The organism is Pseudomonas sp. m6p (genome assembly GCF_055760375.1).
Genome location: NZ_CM147084.1, coordinates 2,401,448 through 2,423,288 on the forward strand (window position 1 = coordinate 2,401,448; position 21,841 = coordinate 2,423,288).

Consider the following 21,841-nt stretch of genomic DNA (forward strand, 5'->3'; position numbering starts at 1 on the left):
AAAAGCCCCCATCGTAATAGTCAGCCACTCGCCGGCGGACGCTATCTGAACTACCGCCCTGAATGTTGACATATTCGACTCGATCTTTTTCCCGGCTGATGCGCGGTTCGGTCGAATAGCTGAGAGATTCGTAGAAAATTCCAATACGACCTCATGGTATTCACATGTCGATATCAGACACGATCATGGCGCAATCAGGCTACTGAATCAGCGACAAGGCCGGCTAAGGTGCCGTGTCTTCGTATCAAACGACCCCGCTCGGATCATGGGGTTGATAAGAACTGCGGCGGTTGGACGGGCTTCTTTCGGGAGTTTCAGCAGGCAACGATGGTGCTCGATCGGGTGCCCGTTCAATTCGCTTAAATGTCGATCAGCAGAGAATAAAAATACCGATGATCAGCCCGAACTCCATGGATTCGAGTAGCCAATTGGCGCAGGGCTTCAAGCCTCGTCACGTCACAATGCTGTCCATCGCCGGGATTATCGGCGCCGGTTTGTTCGTCGGTTCAGGGCACGCCATTGCCGCAGCGGGGCCGGCGGTGCTGCTCGCCTATCTGTTTTCCGGTTTGCTCGTCGTGCTGGTCATGCGCATGCTCGGCGAGATGGCGGTGGCCAATCCGGACACCGGCTCGTTCTCCACCTATGCCGACCAGGCCATCGGCCGCTGGGCCGGTTTTACCATCGGCTGGTTGTACTGGTGGTTCTGGGTGCTGGTCATTCCTATCGAAGCGCTGGCAGCCGGGCATGTGTTGAACCAATGGTTTCCGCAGGTCGATGCGTGGCTGTTCGCGTTGGGATCGATCATTGCGCTGGTGGTGACCAACCTGTTCAGCGTGTCCAAATACGGTGAGTTCGAGTTCTGGTTCGCCATGGCCAAGGTCGTGGCGATCATCGGCTTCATCGGGGTCGGTTTTGCCGTGTTGATGGGTTGGGTTCCCGACCGTGAAGTCAGCGGATTGAGCAGTCTGATGGCCACGCACGGCGGTTTTGCGCCCAACGGTTTGTCGGCGGTGGTCGGCGCTTTCATCACGATCATGTTCAGCTTCATCGGCACTGAAGCGGTGACCATTGCCGCTGCCGAATCGAATAACCCGGCGCAGAACATCGCCAAGGCCACCCGCTCGGTGATCTGGCGCATTGGCGTGTTTTACCTGCTGTCGATCTTCGTGGTCATCTCCGTAGTGCCCTGGAATGATCCGTTGCTGGCCTCGGTGGGCTCGTATCAGCGCGCCCTGGAAATCATGAACATTCCAAATGCCAAGTTCATGGTCGACGTTGTCGTCCTGATCGCCGTGGCCAGTTGCATGAACTCCTCGATCTACATTGCCTCGCGCATGTTGTACTCGCTGGGTCGTAGAGGCGATGCACCAAAAGCGCTGAAGGCGACTTCCGCGGCTGGCGTGCCACGGGCCGCCGTGATCGCCAGCACCGTGCTGGGCGCATCGATCACCGTATGGAGCTACTTCATGCCCGCCGGGCTGTTCGAGTTTCTATTGGCCAGTTCCGGGGCGATTGCCTTGCTGGTGTATCTGGCGATTGCGGTGTCGCAGCTGCGCATGCGGCGGATATTGCAACAGCGCAAGGTCGAGCTGACCTTCCGCATGTGGCTGTTTCCCTGGCTGACGTGGCTGGTGATCGGCTTCATCTGTGCGGCGCTGGCGGTCATGATGATCACCCCGCAGCACCGCACCGAAGTCACCACCACTATTGGTCTGGCGCTGGCAATCTCCTTTATCGGCCTGATGACGTCGCGTCACCCTGCCCCGACGGCACGAGCAACGTCGGTGGGTCAGGCCTGATCCACCGCCTCGATCACGCCTTTGTCCTCACCCAGGAAGCCGCCGCTCTGATGCGCCCACAGCCGTGCATACACGCCGTTTTTCTCCAGCAATTCGGCGTGGGTGCCCTGCTCGATGATGCGTCCGTCATCCATGACAATCAGCCGGTCCATCGCTGCAATCGTCGACAGTCGATGCGCGATCGCGATCACGGTCTTGCCCTGCATCATGTCGTCGAGGCTTTCCTGAATCGCCACTTCGACTTCCGAATCCAGCGCACTGGTGGCTTCGTCCAATAGCAGAATCGGTGCGTTCTTCAGCATCACCCGGGCAATCGCCACCCGTTGGCGCTGGCCGCCGGACAGCTTGATCCCGCGCTCGCCCACCAGAGTGTCGTAACCGGTATGGCCCTGGCGGTCACTCAACTGGCTGATGAATTCGTCGGCCTGAGCGTTGGCCGCCGCGCGGCGGATCTGCGCGTCGGTGGCATCGGGCCGGCCGTAGGCAATGTTGTCGCGAATCGAGCGGTGCAGCAACGAAGTGTCCTGCGTGACCATGCCAATAGCACTGCGCAGGCTGTCTTGAGTCACGTGCGCAATGTTCTGGCCGTCGATCCGAATCTCGCCACTGTCGACATCATAGAAACGCAGCAGCAAGTTGATCAGCGTCGATTTGCCGGCACCGGAGCGGCCCACCAGGCCGATCTTTTCCCCGGGGCGGATGCTCAGGCTCAAGCCATCGAGCACCTGACGCTCGCCACCGTAATTGAATTTCACCTTGTCAAACGTCACTGCGCCGCCCGAGGTCACCAGCACGCCGGCATCCGGCGCGTCCTGCACCTTGGTACCCTGGGTCAGGGTCGCCATGCCGTCCTGAACGGTGCCGATGCTTTCGAACAGCGAGGTCATCTGCCACATGATCCAGTTCGACATGCCATTGATCCGCAACGCCATGGCGGTGATCGCCGCCACCGCGCCGGCGCCGACATCGCCCTGGTGCCACAGCCACAGGGCATAGCCGCCCGCTGACATGATCAATGCCACCACCAGGGCCTGATTGACGATCTCGAACAGGCTGACCAGACGCATCTGGCGAAAGCCGGTCTGTTTGAAATCCTCCATCGCCGCCCGTGCAAAGTGCGCTTCGCGGTTGGAGTGGGAGAACAGTTTCACCGTGGTGATGTTGGTGTACGCGTCGGCAATACGCCCGGTCATCATCGAGCGCGCATTGGCCTGCTCCTGGCCGACCTTGCCCAGGCGCGGCACGAAGTACCCCATCGCCAGCCCGAACAACACGACCCACGCGAGAAACGGTAGCATCAGCTTCAGCGCAAATCCGCCGGCCAAGGCGATGATCGCGATGAAGTACACGCCGATCCCGGGCAAGATCTCGATCATGGTGAACAGCACGTCGCGCACGGCAAGCGCTGTCTGCATCACCTTGGTCGTGACCCGTCCGGAAAACTCATCGGAGAAAAACGAAAGGCTTTGCCGCAGCATCAGCCGATGGAAATCCCAGCGCAGGCGCAGCGGCAGGTTAATTGCCAGAATCTGGTGCTGAACCATGGTGCGCAACGCCACCAATCCGACACTGAGCACCATGACGATGCCCATGCCCCACAACACGCGACGCTCCTGTGCAGCCGCTTCCCCGCCCGCCTGCCAGGTCGAGAGCAGATCGACGACCTGGCCGAGGAAGGAAAACAGCCACGCTTCATAAACCGACACGGCGGCGCTGAGCAACGCCAGCGCGAGGACGTAGCCACGAGCCCCCCGAGTGCAGGCCCAGAGAAACCTGGCCAGACCGTTGGGCGGCGGTGGCAGCTCGTCAGGCGGGAATGGATCGAGTCTTCGTTCAAACACACGAAGCATGGTGTTCTCCAAAACAGTCAAGTCAGGGAGATTCTGCCACCGATTGGATCCCGGGAGGTCTTTGTGAAAAAGTGTGTGCTCCTGACCTGACGAGTGCCTGCCGTCTCTACCAAACCGCGATATGCGAATCCGCCCTCGGCTCCGTCCCGCCACACAGCACGCCCGTCACCGGATCACGCAGGATGATCTGCCCGCGTCCGTAATCCGTCAGGTCACTGGCGATCTGCACCTCATGCCCGCGACGCGCCAACGCGTTGGCCAGATCCCTTGAAGCACCCTGCTCGATGCCGACCTTCATCCCGCCAAGCCACTGCCAGCGCGGCGCGTCCAGTGCCGACTGCGGGTTCAGGCCGAAATCCACCAGATTCATGACCATCTGCACGTGGCCTTGCGGCTGCATGTAGCCGCCCATCACACCGAACGGCCCCAGCGCCTGGCCGTCCTTGGTGAGGAAGCCGGGAATGATCGTGTGAAAGGTCTTTTTGCCCGGCGCCAACGCGTTGGCATGCTCGGGATCAAGGCTGAATTCCTGCCCTCGGTTTTGCAGGGCGATGCCGCTGTCGGGCAGCACCACGCCGGAGCCGAAGCCGTGGTAATTGCTCTGGATGAACGAGACCATGTTGCCCTGCCCGTCCGCCGTGGCCAGGTACACCGTACCACTGGCGTGTGGATCGCCCGGCTTCGGCGGCTGCGCTTGTTCGCCAATCTGCGCACGGCGGCGGGCGCTATAGCCGTCACTCAACAGATCGGCCACGGCCACGCGCATGTGCAGCGGATCGGTGATGTAGTGCAGGCCATCGCTGTAGGCCAGCTTCATCGCTTCCAGCTGGCGGTGCCAGGTCTGTTGGCTGTCACGGTGGTCGAAGTCGAAGCCTTCAAGAATTTTCAGCGCCATCAGCGCCACCAGCCCCTGCCCGCTCGGCGGGATTTCCCAGACATCCACGCCGCGATAATTGACGTGGATGGGCTCGACCCACTGCGCGCGGTAATGCTCAAGATCCGTGGCGCGCAGATAGCCGCCCGTTGCCCGCGAATGCCCATCCAGGCGATTTGCCAAATCGCCGCGATACAAACTCTCGCAACGCGTGAGGGCCAGTTCTTGGAGGGTTCGCGCCTGCGCCGGGTTACGGAAAATCTCTCCGGCCCTGGGCGCGCGACCGTCAATCAAGAACGTGTCGAACCAGGCCTGCAGCCCTTCATTGCGATGGGGACTGAACTCATCTAGCGCGATCTGCCATTGATGGGCAACCACCGGCGACAGCGGAAAACCGTCTCTGGCCAGACTGATCGCCGGTTGCAGCAGATCGGCGAACGGCAACACACCAAAACGTTGCGACAGCTCGGCCCAGGCCGATGGGCAACCGGGCACCGTCACGGGCGTCCAGCCATACAACGGCATTTGCTCATGGCCGGCCGCCTTCACCGCTTCGATGCTCAGACCGGCCGGGGCATGGCCGTTGGCATTGAGGCCATGCAACTGGTCTTTGAACCAGACCAGCGCAAACGCATCGCCGCCCAGGCCACAACCCGTAGGCTCGACCACGGTCAGCGCCGCCGCCGTGGCGATGGCCGCGTCAATCGCGTTACCGCCCTTCTGCAGCATCTCGATACCGGCCTGCGCGGCCAAAGGTTGGGACGCCGCAACCATGCCACGACGGGCGAAGACGCTTTGGCGTTGCGACGGATAAGGGTATTCGTGAGCAGAAAATTTCAACATGGCAAAGGCTCTTCAAATCAGCAATTCATTGGCCGGACTTGATCCGGTTCCATTCGCGGGTGATCAGACGCTGGATGTTTTCCGGCAGATCGGCGGAGACGAAGGCGTGGTTGATCACGTCGTCAGTCGGGTAGATCCCCGGATTGCCGCTGACCTTGGGGTCCATCAGCGCCGTGGCATCCTTGTTCGGGTTGGCGTAGCCGACGTAATCGCTGACCGGTGCAATCACCTCTGGGCGCAGCAGGTAATTGATAAACGCATGGGCGTTGGCGACGTTAGCGGCGTCTTTGGGGATCGCCAGCATGTCGAACCAGAGGTTCACGCCTTCCTTGGGAATCAGGTAACGAATGTCGATGTTTTTGCCCGCCTCGCGCGCCCGGGTCTGGGCCTGCATCACGTCACCGGAATAGCCGATCGCCACGCAGATATCGCCGTTGGCCAAGTCGGCGGTGTACTTCGATGAGTTGAAATAGGTCACCGAAGGCCGCAACGTCATCAGCAGTTTCGACGCCTGCTTGTAATCCTCAGGCTTGACGCTGTTGGGGTCCAGGCCCAGATAAAGCAGGGCCTGGGGAATGATCTTCACCGGCGCATCGAGGAACGCCACGCCGCAGCTTTTCAGCTTGGCGAGATTTCGCGGGTCAAACACCATTGACCAGGAATCGAGCGGCACATCCTTGCCCAGCACGGCGCGAACTTTCTCCTCGTTGTAGCCGATGCCTACCGTGCCCCACATGTACGGCACGGCATATTGGTTGCCGGGGTCGGCAGCCTGCAGACGTTGCATCAAACGCGGGTCGAGGTGCTTCCAGTTATCGAGCAATCCGCGTTGCAGCGGCTGATAGGCGCCGGCGCGAATCTGCTTGGACAAAAACTGGCTGGACGGCACCACCACGTCATAGCCCGAATGCCCGGAGAGCAACTTGGCTTCGAGCATTTCATTGGTGTCGAAAATGTCGTACTGAACCTTGATCGTGCTGGCCTTTTCAAAGTTCTTCAGCGTATCGGGGCCGATGTAATCGGACCAGTTGTAGACCTTCACCACCGAGTCGGCGGCCTGAAGCATGGGGACCACGGCGGCGCAGCACAGCGCCGCAAACACACTCGATAAACGCATCGTCGATGTCCTTGTGAAATTCACAGCACGCGGCTGAGGAAGGCTTGGGTTCGGGGATGAGTCGGACGGCTGAAAATCTGTTCCGGCGGGCCTTGTTCGATCAGTTCGCCCTGATCGAGCACCACCACCCGGTCGGCGACCTCGCGGGCAAAGCCCATTTCATGGGTGACCACGACCATGGTCATGCCCTCCTCGGCCAGCTCTTTCATCACTTGCAGAACCTCACCGACGGTTTCCGGGTCGAGGGCGCTGGTGGGTTCGTCGAACAGCATCGCCTGCGGTTTCATCGCCAACGCTCGGGCGATCGCCACTCGTTGCTGCTGGCCGCCGGAAAGCATCGACGGGTAATGCCCGGCCTTGTCTGCCAGCCCGACTCGCTTGAGCAAGGCCCGCGCCTGTTCCAGCGCAGCCTGGCGTGGCACACCCAACACCTGAATCGGTGCTTCGATGATGTTTTCCAGAGCGGTCATGTGCGGGAACAGGTTGAAGCGCTGAAACACCATGCCGATGTCGCGACGCTGGCGAGCGATGTTGCGCTCCGAATCACGCACCAGACTGCCGTCCGCCCGGGTGCGATAACCCATGGGCCGACCGCTGACCCGGATCTCCCCGCCCTGAATGTCTTCGAGCAGGTTGATGCAGCGGATAAACGTGGTTTTGCCCGAGCCCGAAGCGCCGATGAGCACCACCACTTCGCCACGGCGTACTTGCAGCGAGATGCCCTTGAGAATCTGTAGATCGCCGAAGGATTTGTGAATGTTCAGCGCTTCGATGATCAGTTCGTCATTTGGCTGCGCCATGATTAGCGTCCCCTCAGCAGTTTCAGAGTGCTGCGACCGAACATCCGACTGGAGGCCGGCGGTGGCGAAGAAGGTCGGTCGGACTGACCGAAGCGGTTCTCCAGCCAGCGCTGAAAGAAGCCCCACAGCGTGGTAAGCAACAGGAAATAAATCGCCACCACCAGGTACAACTCGAACACCCGAAAAGTCGCCGAGGTGACCATCTGCGTGCTGAGCAACAGCTCTTGCACGCCGATCACGCTGACCAGCGTGGTGTTTTTCAGCATCACGTTGAACTCGTTGCCCAGCGGCGGCACGATCACCCGGAACGCTTGTGGCAGCACGATTCGACGCATCAGTTTGGCGAAGGTCATGCCCAGCGAACGCCCGGCCTCGTACTGTCCCTTGTCCACGGCGCCGATCCCGGCGCGGATGATCTCGGCCATGTACGCGCCTTCGTTGAGCCCCAGAGCAATGATCGCCGCCTGGATGTTGCCGGGCACCACCAGCCCGAACAGCTCAATGTCTTCGAAGCGAAAAATCCCGCCCGCCGCCAGCGCGGTGTAGAGGAAAACGATCTGCACCAGCAACGGCGTGCCGCGCATCAGCCACACATAAAAACGCACGGGCAGATGCAGCAACGGGTTCTTCGACAAACGCAACAATGCAGCGGCCAACCCCAGCACACAGCCCAGCAGCATTGCCAGCACACTGATCAGGCAGGTCAGCCAGAGCCCGGTGAGATAAACCCCGCTCGGCTGCAACAGGTATTGCCAGAACACATCCCAATTGAAGTTCATCAACGCTTGCCTCAATCGAGTGTGTCGCTGGAAACGTGCCATTTGCTCAGAAGCTGGTTGTAGCTGCCGTCGCTGCGCATGTCGGTGATGATCTGCTGCACCGCAGCGCTCAGTTGCGCATCGTCCTTGCGGATGCCCAGGCCGGTGAGAATCCGGCTGAAGGCCGGGACGCCTTCTTCGAACAGATCCGGAGCCATCGCCGCGTAATAACCGGCGGTTTCCACCGTGGTGCCGTAAGCGTCGACCTGATTGATGCGCAAGGCCTGGAAGGCATCGGTGTCGGTGTTGTAGACCACCAGTTTCATCGGTGGCTTGCCGGCCTTGGTCAGGCTTTCATTTTCCGCATCGAGCAAGGTCTTGATGGTCGAACCATTAAGCACCGCGATCTTGTGCCCGCTCAGATCCGCCAGGGTTTTCAGCGCCTTCGGATTGCCCTTGGGCACCACCACCGCCTGGCTGGAATACATGTAATTGACGATGTCGATCACCTCGCGGCGCTCGGGCTTGTCGAACAGCTGGTCGACGATCATGTCGCACTGTTTGGCAAGCAAGGCCGGGAGCAGTCCGGAAAACGGAATCACCCGCCAATCGACCTTCTTGTCGCCCAGGCGCTTGGCGATTTCCAGGCCCAGGTCGACGGTCAGTCCTTTGGGCTTTTGCGCTTCATCGAAAGACACCAGCGGCGGCGAATCCATGCCCGAGCAATAGGTCAGTTTGTCGACCTTGACCAGACGCTCCGGCACCGTGGGTGCGGCGAGCGCCCATTGCGAACAGAGTCCGAGGGAAATTGCAGCCAATAACAGGCGAGACGTATGCATGACCAGACACTCCAGTTCGGTTAGTAACGGGGCAGTACTCAACGTCAAAACATCGGCGGACTCGTGTTCCGCTCTGTGGTTATTTTTCCGATTGCAAAAATTTGATCAGCTCGGGCACCGTGCCTTCGATGTGCTCGCGCACCACGGCTTCGGCTTTGCTGGCGTCGCCGGCGCGAATCGCATCAAGGATGATCTGGTGCTCCTGGCGCGCACTCAGGGGCTTTTCGATGTGCTGCAGCCACAGGCGCATGGGCGCTTCGATCAGCGCGTAGAGGGCGCTGATCTGCTTGAGCAACCGAGGACGTTCGCTGAGGCTGCACAGGTATTCATGGAACTTGCGATGGCGGCTGACCCACGCCGCACTCTCGTCGCGGTAGTCATCCATTTCATCGAGAAGCCGTTCCAGCGCCGTCAACTGACGCTCGCTGATTTTGGGCACCGCGATGCGAATCGCCAGGCCCTCTAGCGCACTGCGCATCTCGAACACTTCATGCATCTGCTCGACATCCAGACCGCTGACCACCGCGCCGCGATTGGGCCTCAGCGTCACCAGACCCTGCGCATCGAGACGGCGAAACGCTTCGCGCACCGGCATGCGGCTCATGCCGATTTCACTGGCGATGTCCTCGGCGATCAACCGGTCGCCCTTGCGGTACCGACCACCGCAGATGCCCTCCAACAGAAAGTTGTAGGCCTCTTCTTCGGCGGTCATCGGTTGACGTTGATCGAAGGCAGGAGCGAATTGCATGGCAGCACCTTTTGTCTTTTTGTATCCAATTATCCACGGATACAAAAAAGCACGATGCATGCCAAACTTCGCATTAGCAGGACAAGCTTTTGATTTGCATGAATTAAGCGGCCAAACAGCATTCAGCCGCTGCCCCGGCAAGATGTGAAATGTGCTACCCGATCGCCCATGACGAGCTCCACAAAGGTGCAATTCGGTAGCCGGGTAACACGGCACGGCAACCTTGCGATCCGTTTCACTTCGTCACCACCATCTTTCTGCAGGCTCACTTACCTTCCATTAAAACCGCGATAACAACTACTAACATTATTACCAATGACTCTTATGCCCTGTCAGAACTGACAGTAGTGCTGGTTTTGAACACGCCTTACTCTCACGCCAACACCACGCTTTTCAATTGAACACTTTTGGCCTTTGTTTATTTGGAGTGGTTTCTTAATAACTGGAGAAACATTATGTCCATAAGTGCCCCTATCATCGATACACCCGAAAATGGCGCAAGTATGCAGACGACTTCGGTTGTTCGCGGTCGCGGCAAACCCAATTGCAAAGTGACCATCAATCAATCAGGTACAGGATATGAATGGGGGGTAGGCTGGGTTGACTCGCGTGGAATCTGGGAGATCCAACTTATTCTCGCCGCAGCCCCTAATGAGACCTACTGGATAACTGCTCGACAGTTTGACAGCGATGGTACCCCGTCGGGCTGGGCAAATAATGTCAGTTTTAAGGTCGTCGATGGCGACTTTGGGGTTAATCTCAGTAGCTCTATTGCAATTCAGCGCCCGCAATCAGGAGAAATCACCCCGCTTAGACCTTTAGTTGAAGGCACCGCTACGCCGCGCGCTGAGATACAGCTATATGAAGCTGGTAGCGGTAACCCAGTAGGACGGCCTGTTTATGCAGGTGAAGACGGGCGCTGGTCTGCCGTCTACGAAGCAGCCATTGTTCCCTGGCAGCAATATGGCGTGACCGCGAAACAAAGGGGGAATAATGGGTCAGAGAGCGATTGGGCAGATAATGTGTATTTCACCGTAGAACTCATCGTTCAAGGCCCTCCTGTAATTCAACGCCCGGACAGCGGATCATTTGTCGATCCTAATCCTGAAGTCAGTGGCATGGCTAAGCCCTATGCAAAAGTAGAGCTATACAAAAGCTATGTCGGGACCTTGTTGGGAACGACTTATGCCGATCAGGGCGGGAATTGGTCCATTCGCTGTAACGAGGCCAGTGTCCGGGGCCAGCAATATGAGGTGACGGCCACCCAATCTGGGACAAATGGGCAGAGCGGATGGGCGGAAAATGTGTCTTTCACGGTGAAATGGTCAGCTCCAGCCAACGTCACAACCCCTCCTGAAATTCGCCAAGCAAGACTTGAAGTTGGCCCACTTCGAAAAATTATTATTAAGTACACAGGTACCGCTATACCCGTTGCCACAGTGACTCTGTACGAAATAAAAGGTCCCAAGGTATTGGGGACGACCACAGCCGGGCAGGACGGGAGTTGGAATATCGGTCCTTATATAGAAAATATGGAGTCTGATCAGGGTCAATATAGAGTGTATGCCACGCAAGCAGGAACAGATGGAGTGCAGAGCAGTCGCTCGAATGAGTGGACTTTTCCAGAGCCTAAATAGTTCTGAGCTTACCCTCTCGACCAATAAATTATGAAGTAGAAACAAGCCATACCTGCTTAGGGATGGTCTGAAGTAGCCATGTATTTCCCCGGCATACCACCTAGCGCAACTTTTAAACTCGCCAAATGATCAAAAAACAATCAATTCGACGAGTATTTCTTACGTTTTCGCCACCCGGACCCCACTCCGGTGGCCATTTCCCGCATTACAGGCGCACCTCTCCTGCATTCGTCAGTAAATGTCGGCGCGCCATCCACAGGTTCGACAGAGCGAACAGTGTCACCAGTTGCGCCGTGTTTTTGGCCAAGCCGCGAAAGCGCACCTTGGTGTAACCGAACTGGCGCTTGATTACCCGGAACGGATGCTCGACCTTGGCGCGCACCTGAGCCTTGGCCTTTTCAATCTTGCGCTTGGCTTTGTACAGCACGCTGCGCTTATCGAGTTTTTTGTAGGTGCTGCGGCGTGCCGCCACCTGCCAGATAACTTCACGTCCTTCATGCTCGGGCCGCTTTTCGACACCGGTGTAGCCTGCATCGGCGCAGACCACGTTTTCGTCGCCATGCAGCAATTTGTCCACCTGGGTGACATCCGCCACATTGGCCGCCGTGCCCACTACGCTGTGCACCAGACCCGATTCGTCATCGGCGCCGATGTGGGCCTTCATGCCAAAATAATACTGGTTTCCCTTCTTGGTCTGGTGCATTTCCGGGTCGCGCTTGCCGTCCTTGTTCTTGGTCGAACTGGGCGCATTGATCAGCGTTGCATCGACGATGGTGCCCTGGCGCAGCGACAGGCCGCGGTCGCCCAGATAGCCATTGATGACAGCGAGGATGCCGGCCGCCAGCTCGTGTTTCTCCAGCAAGCGGCGGAAGTTGAGAATGGTGGTTTCGTCGGGGATGCGCTCCAGGTTCAGCCCGGCAAACTGGCGCAGGATCGTGGTTTCGTACAGCGCTTCCTCCATCGCTGGATCGCTGTAGCCGAACCAGTTCTGCAGCAGATGCACACGCAGCATCGCCATCAACGGGTAGGCCGGACGGCCACCTTCACCTTTCGGATAATGTGGCTCGATCAAAGCAATCAAGCCCTTCCACGGCACCACCCGATCCATCTCGATCAGGAACAACTCCTTGCGGGTTTGCTTGCGCTTGCCAGCGTACTCGGCGTCGGCGAAGGTCATCTGCTTCATCGGGAAACTCGGTGGGTGGGGTCGCGGTATTTTGCCAAATCAGAAAGTCTTTTTCAGAGTTTCCTTAGAGCAATCGCGAGTTAGTGGCACTCAATGTCGAGACCTCACCAAACCCTGCAGTTCAACTGCAGGGTTCTTCTCTGTTCCCTTGTTTGGCCACACGCTGTCAAACACCGTCGGATTCAATCAATTACTGACGGGCTCATTGCAGGTCCGACGCTCAAAAACGTTCAGCATCAATTTTAAACCTCTGCAGGTGCGTATTGCTGCAGACCGCACCGCTCCCTTGCGGTCGGTTTCACTGCGTCACCACCACCTTGCCGATCATCTGCGGATGCAACACGCAAAAATATTCAAACTCCCCCGGCGTATCGAACACCCAGGAAAAGCTGTCGTTGGTGTCCAGCGCACCCGAGCGAAACACTTTGTGGGTTTCCGCCACCGTGTGCGGAATCTGATCATCATTGACCCACGTCACCTTGGTGCCGACGGCCACGGTCAGGTCCTTGGGGGCGAACATGAATTCCTTGATGTCGATCTTCACTTCCGCTGCCCACACCGGCATCGCCAGCAACAGGCCCACCAGTGCCAATAGTCGCGTTTTCATCGGTTTGCCCTCGGTTACACCAGTGTCGAATCAATCAGGGCCAGCGGGTGATCGCCCTGGGTCGCGCGCACGTCGGTGATCCCCAGGTAATTGCGCAGCTGATCCGCCGCCACCGTCATAGGCCCCGGTGACGGTGCTGCGCCCGGTGCCGGCTGCGGATAAGCGGTGCCACGGGCGGTGTGGAAGGTCATGTTGCCCTCGACTTTCTGGATCACCTGATGGATGTGCCCGTTGAGCACCGTCACCGAGCCGTACTTGCGCAGCATCGCGATCGCCTGATCGCCGTCCTCGGTGCCCCAGCCCCACGGCTGATAAACCGTCCACAACGGGATGTGGGTGAACACGACGATGGGCGTGCTGCTGCTGACTGCGCGCAAGTCATCGGCCAGCCAGGCGAGTTGCTCGGCGCCGAGGGTGGCTTCATGACCGGCCTGGAAATTGAAGACATTGATCAGCCCGATGAAATGCACGCCATGATCATCAAAGCTATACCAGCCGTTACCTTTGGTGCCCTTGCCGTAACGCTCCAGGTACAGCTTGCCGCCGCCCTCGTCGAGGGTGTCGTGTTCGCCGGGGACGTAATGCACGGTGGATGGCAGGCCCTTGAGCAACTGTGCGGCGGTGTCGAATTCCTCGGGCTTGGACAGGTGGGTGATGTCGCCAGTGTGCAAGATCAGCGATGGCCGTCTGGGCAGCGCGATGACCTTGTCGATGGCCACCTGCAAGGTCTTGACCGGTTCGGGATTGGCTTCCTTGTTGAAGCCGATGTGCGAATCGCTGATCTGCACGAAGTGAAAGGTGCTGTCCAGCGCCTTGGGATCGCTGACGTTGCCTGCGTCATCCAGCGCAAAGGCTTTGGGGATGCCGCCGCTCAGGGCCCAGAGAACCCCGGCCCCGGCCCACGCCGAGCATTTGAGCAGGGTTCGCCGGTCCGGGTTGAGCGGGCCGTCGGTGCGCAGCGGCTGTTTTGCTTGAATGTCCATCGATGTGTCCTCGCGGGCGAACTACAGTGAGGTAGCTGACACGAGGTAAACCTTGCGGCGTGAGGCTTTATTCCACGGCAAAAAATAAATGTTCTGGCGCGAATAAAACCCGCCGCAGCGCGGTTACAGGGGGGTGACGGTGCGGAACCGACCATGAAGCGATTTGAGGAATTGATTGCGCCCCATCTGGACGCGGCCTACAACCTTGCGCGCTGGCTTACTGGCAACGACAGCGCTGCGCGCGACGTCGTGCAGGAAAGCGCCCTGCGCGCCTTCCGGTTTTTGCAACGTTTCGCCGATGGCAACGCCAAGGCGTGGTTTCTGACCATCGTGCGCAACGAAAGCTACACCTGGCTCAAGGCTTCGGCCGGGCGCCATTGGGTCGCCATCGATGACGACCGGGTCGCTGACGAAGGCCCGCTGAGCCACAGCCAGACCCCGGAACTGCTGGCCATTCACATGGAAAATGCCGCCTTGCTCCAGCAGGCGCTGAGTGCCCTGCCGCCGGTGTTTCGCGAGGTGATTGTGCTCAAGGAACTCGAAGACATGCCTTACAAGGACATCGCCCTGGTGGTCGATATTCCGATTGGCACCGTCATGTCCAGACTGGCCCGGGCACGTGCCCTGCTCAAGCTCGAACTACTGAAGTTGCACGATCATGAATGAACTCGACTGCGCGGTTTGCCAGACACAGTTGCACGGCTATCTGGATCAGGAACTGGATTCGGCGACGGCGGCGCAGGTGACCGCGCACTTGAGCACCTGTGCCGAATGCGTGCAGCTGCACGAGCAAGCGAAGTTGCTCAAGGTCAGCGTGAAGCGCCATGTACCCTACTACCCCGCGCCCGCTGCATTGGCGGCGAGCGTGTTCGCCGCAGACAAACCTGAGCCGAGGTTCATCCAGCGCTGGCAAAAATGGCTGGCCCCGGCCTTTTCCGCCGCCGCGCTGGCTCTGGCGCTGGTGCTGTATGTCGCCACTCCCGGCAGCGAGCAACCCTTGATCGACGAAGCCGTGTCCAGCCACGTACGCTCGTTGATGGGCGAACACCTCAACGACGTGGTGTCGTCCGATCGCCACACCGTCAAACCGTGGTTCACCGGCAAACTCGATTTCTCGCCGCCGGTATTCGACTACACGGCGCAAGGCTTCCCCTTGCTTGGCGGGCGTCTGGATTACCTGCAACACCAGACCACCGCCGCCCTGAGCTACGGGCATGCCAAGCACATCATCAACCTGTTCATCCTGCCGACGAATGAGGCGGACCAAGCCGTGCAGAGTCACAGCGTGCGCGGATTCAACGTGGTCTCGTGGCAGGCCGCTCATATGCGTTTCGTGCTGGTGTCGGATGTGGAGAAAGGAGAATTGGAGGTCTTGGGGCAGTTGCTCAGAGCGCAATGACGTTGCGCCAAAGGCAAAATCCCCGCGTATTCACTACGCTTGAGAAATCCGCCGCAGCGCCATTGCCAACAACAGATTGAACAATGCGCTCGGGCCGCTGTTCCAGATGAGCAAACCCTAGCTACCAAGGACGAGCATATGGACAGTTTCGCTCCTGCCACGCCGGTTCCGCCTCAGCAAAGCGCCATTACCCGCCGCCTGGCATTTGCGGTCGCCACGCTGTTTATCGTCGGGGTGATTGCTGCGATTGGCACCCTGCTCAGCATTGCCGCTCGCCTGGATCGCGAGGATGTCGAGCAAACCCGCTTCTATACGGCCCGCGCCCTGGAAAATCGCATCGCGACCTCCAAAAGCTACATCACCAGCTATGCCGACTGGACCACGGCTTACGAACACTTGCACACCCACGTCGATACCGACTGGGCCTACACCCAGCAGAACATCGGCAAGACCCTGTTCACCAGCGACGGTTACGACGGCGTGTTTGTGCTGGATCGCAGCCGCACGAAGTACGCCGTCGTGCAAGGACAACTCGCCGACGTGGACGTCGGCAGTCTGCTCAAGGCTTCTGCCGCGTCATTGATTGATCAGGTGCAAAACCAGGCTGATCTGACTGTACCGATCAATACCTATTCGCTGTTCGACGGATGGCCGGCACTGGTTACGGCAGCGGCAATTCTGCCCAACGACGAACGTCCGGTGGGCGATCCGACACAGACCTCGGTGCTGGTGTTCGTCGACAAGCTGACGCCTGCCAAACTGCAGGCGATCGGCACTGCCTATGGCCTGCAAAACCTGAAACTTACGGCGGATGACACGCTTGCCGACGAACAGCCTCGGGTGTCGCTGAACAACACCGGTTACAGCCTCAGCGCAGACCTCGAACGTCCCGGCCGGCAACTGCTGTGGTCACTGCTGCCCACGCTTGGCGCCGTGCTGGCCGTGCTGATGCTGTTGACCGCCTATTTCTTGCGTCACGCCGTGCGATCTTCAACCTACGTCGACCACAGTTTCAGCACCTTGCAGGCTTCGAATCAGGCGCTGGAGGCGGCCAACCATGCGCTGGAAGCCAGTGAAGAACGGTTTCGCGCGGTCGCCGAAGCGGCGTCGGACTGGATCTGGGAAGTCGACAGACACTTGCGCCTGACCTATCTCTCGGCGCGCTTCAGCGAAGTGACTGGCTACCCGCAAAGCGAGTGGCTGGGCCAGGGCATTGGGCAATTGGTGTCGTGCGATACCACGCCGCTGGAGCTGTGGCTGAAGAAACTCACCGAGGACAGCAATGCCAGCGACTTGCGTTGCACCTACCGCGATCACGCCGGGCAGCAACGCCACTGTCGACTGTCGGCGAGGCCAATTATCGAGAAGCACACCGTGGTCGGCTATCGCGGCACCGCCAGCGACATCACCGACGAAGTCGCCGCCCATGCGCAGATCCAGCACCTGTCGATGCACGACGCCCTCACCGGCCTGCCCAATCGCAACCAGTTGGCGCGTTATCTGGATGAGGCGCTGTTGCTCAAGGAGCACGCGCCGCCGCTGTCGCTGCTGGTGATCGACCTGGACAACTTCAAGCCGATCAACGACTCCCTCGGCCATCCGGCAGGCGACGCGGTGTTGCAGGAAGTCGCCAGTCGTCTGCGCGAATGCACCCGCGAGCACGACATCGTCGCACGCCTGGGTGGCGACGAATTCGTTGTGGTGCTCAATGGCATGGACACTCGGCAGGAAGTCGACCGGTTCTGTATGCGGCTGGTCGAGAGCCTGCATCAACCGATGCTCTTCGAGCACCATCCGTTGCACGTCGGGGCCAGCATCGGTATCGCCCTGAGCCGCCGCCAGGGCTTCGTGCCCAGCGAGTTGATCCGTTGCGCCGACATCGCGCTCTATCAGGCCAAGTCCGAGGGCAAAAACACCTGGTGCTATTTCGAAGCGCACATGAACGACCAGATCCAGACCCGCCGGCAAATGGAAAGCGACCTGCGCGGCGCGCTGAAAAACGACGAATTCATTCTGCATTACCAGCCGCGCTACACCGTCGACGGCAAGCACATCGTCTCGGTTGAGGCGCTGGTGCGCTGGCAGCACCCGACCAAGGGCCTGCTGGGCCCGGACGTGTTCATCGGCCTGGCGGAACAGACCGATCTGATCGTGGCGCTGGGACGCTGGGTGTTGCGCGAAGCCTGTGAAACCGCACTCGAATGGCCGTCAGACATCCTCCTGTCAGTCAACCTGTCCCCGGCACAGTTCGCCCTCAGCGATGTCGTCGAAGACGTGCGCGAAGCGCTGATCCAGACCCGTTTCCCGGCCAGTCGCCTGGAACTGGAAATCACCGAAAACGTGATGCTCGTCGACACCGACGGCGCGCTGGCCACGATGAATGCGCTCAAGCAACTCGGCGTGCGCCTGAACATGGACGACTTTGGCACCGGCTATTCGTCTCTCGGCTACCTGCGCGCCTACCCGTTCGACGGGATCAAGATCGACAAGCGCTTCATCGCCTCGATCAGCAACGGCGCCAACGATCGCGCCGTGGTCCAGGCGATCATCGGCCTGGGTAAAGCCATGGGCCTGACCGTCACCGCCGAAGGCGTGGAAACCGAGGAGCAACTGGCGATTCTGGGCAAGGATCAGTGCAACGAGGTTCAGGGCTATTTCATGAGTCGGCCAATAGACAAAGCGGCGTTCGCCCGGTTGCTGCAAACCGCCAGAACCGGGCTGGCCGACCATTCGCCGCCGAAAAAGGGTCGGGTTATTTAGCCAAGCGGGAGGCAATGCACATCGGAGCTTTTCTACCCAGCGCCAAAATTGCCGACAACTAAATGTAGAAAGCCCTATAACACGCTCTTCGTTAATGACGTTTTCATCGACTTTAACCCGTCTTGTTCAGGGTGTGTTTAGGCACGTCATGCTTGAATAGTCCTCACCCTGGACTAGGCTCAAATCCAATTTTGCGAAACACATAACTTCACTTCCGGCGTTACCGGGCTTCCAGGATTGCGGGCAAAAAGAACAACTGCAGCAAAGGATTAACGATGGATCGATATGATGCCCCGCTTGTGGTCGAGCGCACTTGGCGGGCAGTGTTGCTGAAAGGATTGATTGCAAGAAATCCATGCCTGAGCATTTTTTTCATGACACTGGCCGTGTTCATGGCATTGCAGTACAAACCCGCGGTCCTCAACTACACAACACGCTTTGTCGACTTTGCCGACTACATGTTGCTGCACGGCATCACACTGTTCCCGATCGCCGAAGACCTCAAACCCTATCCCGACTACACGGTCCTCAATACCTTGTTGGTCTACCTGGTGTCCTTGCCATTCGGCCGGGTATCCGTTCTTTCCATGGGTTTTCCGTCCTGCGTGGCCGCGTCGCTGATGCTGGTATTCATTTATCGACTGGGCGCGCTGCACAGCAAGAAGTGGGGGGCGTACGGCGTTCTTTTCAGCCTGCTGACCTGGGCTTTTCTCGACGGCGTCAACTCGCTGGCACTGGATATCTATCCGGCGCTGTTAACGGTGATGTGCTTCTACTTTGCCTATACGGCCGAAATCAAAAAAGACCCGCGCCGCCTGGTGTTTCTGTACGTCGGGCTGGCACTGGGTTTCGCTTTTCGTGGGCCTATCGGCTTGATCGGACCTGCGAGTGTCATTGGCGCTTATTACTTACTGAGCCGGCAGTGGCGCATGTTGCTGCTGTTTTCACTGCTCTCGGGGGTGATTCTGACTGTTGGGGTGGTGTTACTGGCCTGGGCGGCCTACGTGCAAGGAGGGCCAGCGTTCCTCGACGAAGTGCTGAACATGCAGGGCATCGCACGCTTCGGTTCCGACCACGCGCCACGCTATTACTTCTACTTCTCGGCAGGTCTGCTGACCTACGGCATCACGGTGTTTTACGCCATCAACGTCATTCTCAAGAAGTACAAACTGTTCTTCCGTTCGAACCGCGATAGAAACATCGACCTGCTGCGCTATCTAACCGGCTGGCTGCTAGTGCTGCTGGTGCTGTTCACTCTTCCGAGTTCCAAGAAAGCACGCTACATCCTGGCAATCACCCCGGCAATTTCACTGCTGGCCGCTTACCTCTTCGTCAGCAAGGAAGCCGCCTTCGTCCGCGCCAAAAACGGCCTGCTCAACGTCTGCCTGAAGTTGCCCCTGCTTGGGTTGGGGATGCTGGTGGCGGTGCTGGTCTACAACAACTTCGCCGATGTTTCGTTACAACCCAACTACCTGGGCGTAGTCTTGGGATTGTCTGCGCTACTGAGCTTCTACCATGGCAAACACCAGTATTTCGCCGAGCATCCCTATCGCGAGTTCATGACGCTGTCGTTTGGCGTAGCGGCATTTCTGATACTGGATATGTTTTTCTTCAACCCGATCACCTATCACCTGGAACTCATGATCGAACCCACACCGAAGTTTTTGCCGTATTGGTTTTGGTGAAGGGCTGAAGAAGTCACTGAACCAGTGATCACAAATACCAGCGATACTCCCGCGCACTGATCTCCTGCATGAATGCCAGGTGATCCTGACGTTTGTTCTCGCAATACACGTCGACAAACTCGGCGCCCAGTCCCGCACGCAGTTGTGGCTGATGCTGCAAGGCGCGCACCGCGTCGAGGATCTCCGTCGGAAAGTCGATGCCGCTGTTGCGGTCGTCGTTGAGGGGCGGGATCGGTTCCTTGCCTGATTCCAGACCATGTTCCAGGCCTACCAGAATCGCCGCCAGCACCAGATACGGGTTGGCGTCAGCGCCGGCCAGTCGGTATTCGATGCGCAGGTTTTTCGTGTCCGACTCGGGGATGCGCAGGCAGGCGTCACGATCCTCGTAACCCCAGCTCGCTTTGGTCGCAGTGTTCACCGTGCCGCTCAAACGGCGCATGGCGTTCTGGTTCGGCGCGAAGATCGGCATGCTGTGCGGCAGCAGATCCAGGCACCCCGCCACCGCGTGGCGCAGCGGCTGTTGGTGATTGGCGGCCAGCAGATTGTTGCCGGCGGCGTCATACAGGCTGACATGCACATGCATGCCGCTACCCGGATGCTGCACGTACGGCTTGGCCATGAAACTGGCGCGATAGCCGTGCTTGAGCGCAACGCCGCGGGTGCTGCGACAGAACAGCGCCGCCCAGTCGGCGGCGCGCAAACCGTCATCCAGGTGGCCGAAATTGATTTCGAACTGGCCCGGCCCCAGCTCTGCGGTAATCACCGTGGCGTCGATGCCCTGCGCCCGCGTTGCTTCAACCATGTCGTCAAGCACCGGGGCGAAACGCGAGAGGCGTTCGATGTGCATGTTCGGCTGATCATCGGCGTCGTCGGTCAGCTCATCCCGCGGGAATTGCGGCAGCCCGTCGCGAAGTTTTTTGTCGAATAAGTAGAACTCCAGTTCGAAGGCCACCACCGGGTGAATACCCTTGGCTGCCAGTCGATCCAGCACTTTCGCCAATACCTCGCGGGGTTCGAATTCGATCGGTTTGGCGGTGCCGTCGGAGGTGATCAGCATTTGCCCCAGCGGTTGACTTTCCCAGGTCACGGGCTTGAGTGTGCCGGGCACCAAGCGGCGCACAGCGTCCGGATCACCGTCGTTGAAGCAGTAATCGCCGATCTTGAACAGACCGCCCTGCACGCCCAGCAACACGCAGTTCTGCGGCAGTTTCAAGGCGCTGCCCGCCGCGACTTTTTCGAGCATGTCCACCGGATAGCGCTTGCCGTAAAAATGCCCCGGAATGTCCAGGGAAATCAGGTCGACATAGCGTACCTCGGGGTAGCGTTGGCGAAACGCGCGCACTTCAGCGAGCAGATCAGAGCAGACAGCGTCCATCGTATTCATCCTTTGTTGTTATCAGGTGTAGACCCAGAGCACGCGAGTGAGCTGCCCGGTGCGGTTGCCGTAACGGCAATGGGTGTGACAGTCGAATTGAAAGCTGTCGCCGGCCTTTAAGGTCACCGGCTCGTCGTCGTTGCCCAGCCACAAAGTCAGTTCTCCTTCGAGGACGTAACCGCCCTGCTCCGAGCTGTCGCTCATGTGCCGGTCACCGCTGCTCGCGCCCGGTTCCAGATGACTTTCGAGCATCGAGAACGAGGCGCGCATCTGCGGCGATACCAGAATGTCGGTAATGCCGCTGGCGTAATACAGCGTGCGGCGCTCGTCCGGACGGGTGACCCACGGCACTTGTCTGGGTTTGGGCAGGCTGTAGAAATAGGTGGTCGGCACGCCGAGGGTTTCGCTGATCGCGGTGAGGTCGGCCACGGTCGGGCGCGACAGGCCGCGTTCGACTTGCGAGAGAAACCCCACCGAACGGCCGATGTTGTCCGCCAGCTCCTTGAGGGTGCATTTCTTGTGCTTGCGCAGGTCGTGGATCAGGATCGCCAGCGCGGCGATTTCTTCTTGCTTGTTCATGG

The 21,841-nt window shown here is 59.1% G+C and carries 19 protein-coding genes; 7 read left to right on the plus strand and 12 right to left on the minus strand.

The window, feature by feature from the left end; all coding sequences use genetic code 11:
* Nucleotides 1-392 precede the first annotated feature (392 nt).
* Nucleotides 393-1,799 (plus strand): GABA permease, encoded by a 1,407-nt coding sequence (gene gabP, locus ACYZUM_RS10880; RefSeq protein ID WP_041064012.1) that lies wholly within the window; start codon nucleotides 393-395, stop codon nucleotides 1,797-1,799.
* Here the strand turns inward: gabP and ACYZUM_RS10885 are convergent.
* The 7 genes from ACYZUM_RS10885 to ACYZUM_RS10915 form a co-directional block, all read right to left on the minus strand.
* Entirely contained in the window at nucleotides 1,790-3,649 is a 1,860-nt protein-coding gene (locus ACYZUM_RS10885; RefSeq protein ID WP_047294478.1) for an ABC transporter ATP-binding protein, read from the minus strand. The two genes, gabP and ACYZUM_RS10885, sit on opposite strands and share 10 nt — an antisense overlap.
* Nucleotides 3,650-3,755: 106 nt before the next feature.
* Nucleotides 3,756-5,366 (minus strand): gamma-glutamyltransferase family protein, encoded by a 1,611-nt coding sequence (locus ACYZUM_RS10890; RefSeq protein WP_108182737.1) that lies wholly within the window; start codon nucleotides 5,364-5,366, stop codon nucleotides 3,756-3,758.
* Nucleotides 5,367-5,391: 25 nt separating this feature from the next.
* On the minus strand, nucleotides 5,392-6,483 hold the full coding sequence (locus tag ACYZUM_RS10895; protein WP_108182738.1) for a polyamine ABC transporter substrate-binding protein: 1,092 nt from the start codon (nucleotides 6,481-6,483) through the stop codon (nucleotides 5,392-5,394).
* Between the two features lie 20 nt (nucleotides 6,484-6,503).
* The gene (locus ACYZUM_RS10900) at nucleotides 6,504-7,283 is read right to left on the minus strand and encodes an amino acid ABC transporter ATP-binding protein (RefSeq protein WP_047294482.1); all 780 of its coding nucleotides are present in this window, start codon (nucleotides 7,281-7,283) and stop codon (nucleotides 6,504-6,506) included.
* 2 nt (nucleotides 7,284-7,285) lie between these two features.
* Nucleotides 7,286-8,062 carry an amino acid ABC transporter permease gene (locus tag ACYZUM_RS10905; protein WP_027611757.1) on the minus strand — a complete coding sequence of 259 codons (777 nt, stop codon included), beginning with the start codon at nucleotides 8,060-8,062 and terminating at the stop codon, nucleotides 7,286-7,288.
* An 11-nt stretch (nucleotides 8,063-8,073) separates the two neighbouring features.
* Nucleotides 8,074-8,880: an ABC transporter substrate-binding protein gene (locus ACYZUM_RS10910; protein WP_041064034.1), complete on the minus strand. Its 807-nt coding sequence runs from the start codon at nucleotides 8,878-8,880 to the stop codon at nucleotides 8,074-8,076.
* Between the two features lie 79 nt (nucleotides 8,881-8,959).
* Nucleotides 8,960-9,628: a GntR family transcriptional regulator gene (locus ACYZUM_RS10915; protein ID WP_041064037.1), complete on the minus strand. Its 669-nt coding sequence runs from the start codon at nucleotides 9,626-9,628 to the stop codon at nucleotides 8,960-8,962.
* Here ACYZUM_RS10915 and ACYZUM_RS10920 point away from each other — a divergent pair.
* Entirely contained in the window at nucleotides 9,627-9,776 is a 150-nt protein-coding gene (locus tag ACYZUM_RS10920) for a hypothetical protein (protein ID WP_262947807.1), read from the plus strand. The two genes, ACYZUM_RS10915 and ACYZUM_RS10920, sit on opposite strands and share 2 nt — an antisense overlap.
* A 307-nt stretch (nucleotides 9,777-10,083) precedes the next feature.
* Nucleotides 10,084-11,265: an Ig-like domain-containing protein gene (locus ACYZUM_RS10925; protein ID WP_108182739.1), complete on the plus strand. Its 1,182-nt coding sequence runs from the start codon at nucleotides 10,084-10,086 to the stop codon at nucleotides 11,263-11,265.
* Nucleotides 11,266-11,470: 205 nt separating this feature from the next.
* Here the strand turns inward: ACYZUM_RS10925 and ACYZUM_RS10930 are convergent, their stop codons facing one another.
* The 3 genes from ACYZUM_RS10930 to ACYZUM_RS10940 all read right to left on the minus strand — a co-directional run bounded on the left by ACYZUM_RS10930 (nucleotide 11,471) and on the right by ACYZUM_RS10940 (nucleotide 14,041).
* The gene (locus ACYZUM_RS10930; protein ID WP_010466230.1) at nucleotides 11,471-12,451 is read right to left on the minus strand and encodes an IS5-like element IS1384 family transposase; all 981 of its coding nucleotides are present in this window, start codon (nucleotides 12,449-12,451) and stop codon (nucleotides 11,471-11,473) included.
* Nucleotides 12,452-12,749: 298 nt separating this feature from the next.
* Nucleotides 12,750-13,058: a plastocyanin/azurin family copper-binding protein gene (locus ACYZUM_RS10935; RefSeq protein ID WP_041064040.1), complete on the minus strand. Its 309-nt coding sequence runs from the start codon at nucleotides 13,056-13,058 to the stop codon at nucleotides 12,750-12,752.
* 14 nt (nucleotides 13,059-13,072) lie between these two features.
* On the minus strand, nucleotides 13,073-14,041 hold the full coding sequence (locus ACYZUM_RS10940; protein WP_108182740.1) for a metallophosphoesterase family protein: 969 nt from the start codon (nucleotides 14,039-14,041) through the stop codon (nucleotides 13,073-13,075).
* A 153-nt stretch (nucleotides 14,042-14,194) separates the two neighbouring features.
* On the opposite strand from ACYZUM_RS10940, the gene ACYZUM_RS10945 reads away from it, so the two are divergent.
* The 4 genes from ACYZUM_RS10945 to ACYZUM_RS10960 all read left to right on the plus strand — a co-directional run bounded on the left by ACYZUM_RS10945 (nucleotide 14,195) and on the right by ACYZUM_RS10960 (nucleotide 19,885).
* Nucleotides 14,195-14,707 (plus strand): sigma-70 family RNA polymerase sigma factor, encoded by a 513-nt coding sequence (locus tag ACYZUM_RS10945; protein WP_041064046.1) that lies wholly within the window; start codon nucleotides 14,195-14,197, stop codon nucleotides 14,705-14,707.
* Nucleotides 14,700-15,440, plus strand: coding sequence for an anti-sigma factor family protein (locus ACYZUM_RS10950; protein ID WP_108182741.1), 741 nt, complete (start codon nucleotides 14,700-14,702; stop codon nucleotides 15,438-15,440). The genes ACYZUM_RS10945 and ACYZUM_RS10950 overlap by 8 nt, the downstream gene beginning before the upstream one ends.
* 138 nt (nucleotides 15,441-15,578) lie before the next feature.
* A complete protein-coding gene (locus tag ACYZUM_RS10955; RefSeq protein ID WP_108182742.1) occupies nucleotides 15,579-18,200 on the plus strand; it encodes a bifunctional diguanylate cyclase/phosphodiesterase in 2,622 nt (873 codons plus the stop codon).
* Between the two features lie 374 nt (nucleotides 18,201-18,574).
* Nucleotides 18,575-19,885: an ArnT family glycosyltransferase gene (locus tag ACYZUM_RS10960; protein ID WP_108184395.1), complete on the plus strand. Its 1,311-nt coding sequence runs from the start codon at nucleotides 18,575-18,577 to the stop codon at nucleotides 19,883-19,885.
* Nucleotides 19,886-19,913: 28 nt separating this feature from the next.
* On the opposite strand, the gene ACYZUM_RS10965 is transcribed toward ACYZUM_RS10960, so the two are convergent.
* Complete coding sequence (locus ACYZUM_RS10965; RefSeq protein ID WP_108182743.1) at nucleotides 19,914-21,260, minus strand: glutamine synthetase family protein; 1,347 nt, start codon at nucleotides 21,258-21,260, stop codon at nucleotides 19,914-19,916.
* Between the two features lie 21 nt (nucleotides 21,261-21,281).
* On the minus strand, nucleotides 21,282-21,839 hold the full coding sequence (locus ACYZUM_RS10970; protein WP_108182744.1) for a helix-turn-helix domain-containing protein: 558 nt from the start codon (nucleotides 21,837-21,839) through the stop codon (nucleotides 21,282-21,284).
* Between the last annotated feature and the right edge of the window lie 2 nt (nucleotides 21,840-21,841).

Excerpts from the sequence above, each read along its gene's own strand:
- ACYZUM_RS10945 (WP_041064046.1), top strand. The coding sequence starts at position 14,195 with ATGAAGCGATTTGAGGAATTGATTGCGCCCCATCTGGACGCGGCCTAC.
- ACYZUM_RS10900 (WP_047294482.1), bottom strand. The coding sequence starts at position 7,283 with ATGGCGCAGCCAAATGACGAACTGATCATCGAAGCGCTGAACATTCAC.
- ACYZUM_RS10965 (WP_108182743.1), bottom strand. The coding sequence starts at position 21,260 with ATGGACGCTGTCTGCTCTGATCTGCTCGCTGAAGTGCGCGCGTTTCGC.
- ACYZUM_RS10970 (WP_108182744.1), bottom strand. The coding sequence starts at position 21,839 with ATGAACAAGCAAGAAGAAATCGCCGCGCTGGCGATCCTGATCCACGAC.
- ACYZUM_RS10915 (WP_041064037.1), bottom strand. The coding sequence starts at position 9,628 with ATGCAATTCGCTCCTGCCTTCGATCAACGTCAACCGATGACCGCCGAA.
- ACYZUM_RS10920 (WP_262947807.1), top strand. The coding sequence starts at position 9,627 with ATGGCAGCACCTTTTGTCTTTTTGTATCCAATTATCCACGGATACAAA.
- ACYZUM_RS10905 (WP_027611757.1), bottom strand. The coding sequence starts at position 8,062 with ATGAACTTCAATTGGGATGTGTTCTGGCAATACCTGTTGCAGCCGAGC.
- ACYZUM_RS10935 (WP_041064040.1), bottom strand. The coding sequence starts at position 13,058 with ATGAAAACGCGACTATTGGCACTGGTGGGCCTGTTGCTGGCGATGCCG.
- gabP (WP_041064012.1), top strand. The coding sequence starts at position 393 with ATGATCAGCCCGAACTCCATGGATTCGAGTAGCCAATTGGCGCAGGGC.
- ACYZUM_RS10890 (WP_108182737.1), bottom strand. The coding sequence starts at position 5,366 with ATGTTGAAATTTTCTGCTCACGAATACCCTTATCCGTCGCAACGCCAA.
- ACYZUM_RS10960 (WP_108184395.1), top strand. The coding sequence starts at position 18,575 with ATGACACTGGCCGTGTTCATGGCATTGCAGTACAAACCCGCGGTCCTC.
- ACYZUM_RS10955 (WP_108182742.1), top strand. The coding sequence starts at position 15,579 with ATGGACAGTTTCGCTCCTGCCACGCCGGTTCCGCCTCAGCAAAGCGCC.
- ACYZUM_RS10895 (WP_108182738.1), bottom strand. The coding sequence starts at position 6,483 with ATGCGTTTATCGAGTGTGTTTGCGGCGCTGTGCTGCGCCGCCGTGGTC.
- ACYZUM_RS10950 (WP_108182741.1), top strand. The coding sequence starts at position 14,700 with ATGAATGAACTCGACTGCGCGGTTTGCCAGACACAGTTGCACGGCTAT.
- ACYZUM_RS10885 (WP_047294478.1), bottom strand. The coding sequence starts at position 3,649 with ATGCTTCGTGTGTTTGAACGAAGACTCGATCCATTCCCGCCTGACGAG.
- ACYZUM_RS10910 (WP_041064034.1), bottom strand. The coding sequence starts at position 8,880 with ATGCATACGTCTCGCCTGTTATTGGCTGCAATTTCCCTCGGACTCTGT.
- ACYZUM_RS10930 (WP_010466230.1), bottom strand. The coding sequence starts at position 12,451 with ATGAAGCAGATGACCTTCGCCGACGCCGAGTACGCTGGCAAGCGCAAG.
- ACYZUM_RS10925 (WP_108182739.1), top strand. The coding sequence starts at position 10,084 with ATGTCCATAAGTGCCCCTATCATCGATACACCCGAAAATGGCGCAAGT.
- ACYZUM_RS10940 (WP_108182740.1), bottom strand. The coding sequence starts at position 14,041 with ATGGACATTCAAGCAAAACAGCCGCTGCGCACCGACGGCCCGCTCAAC.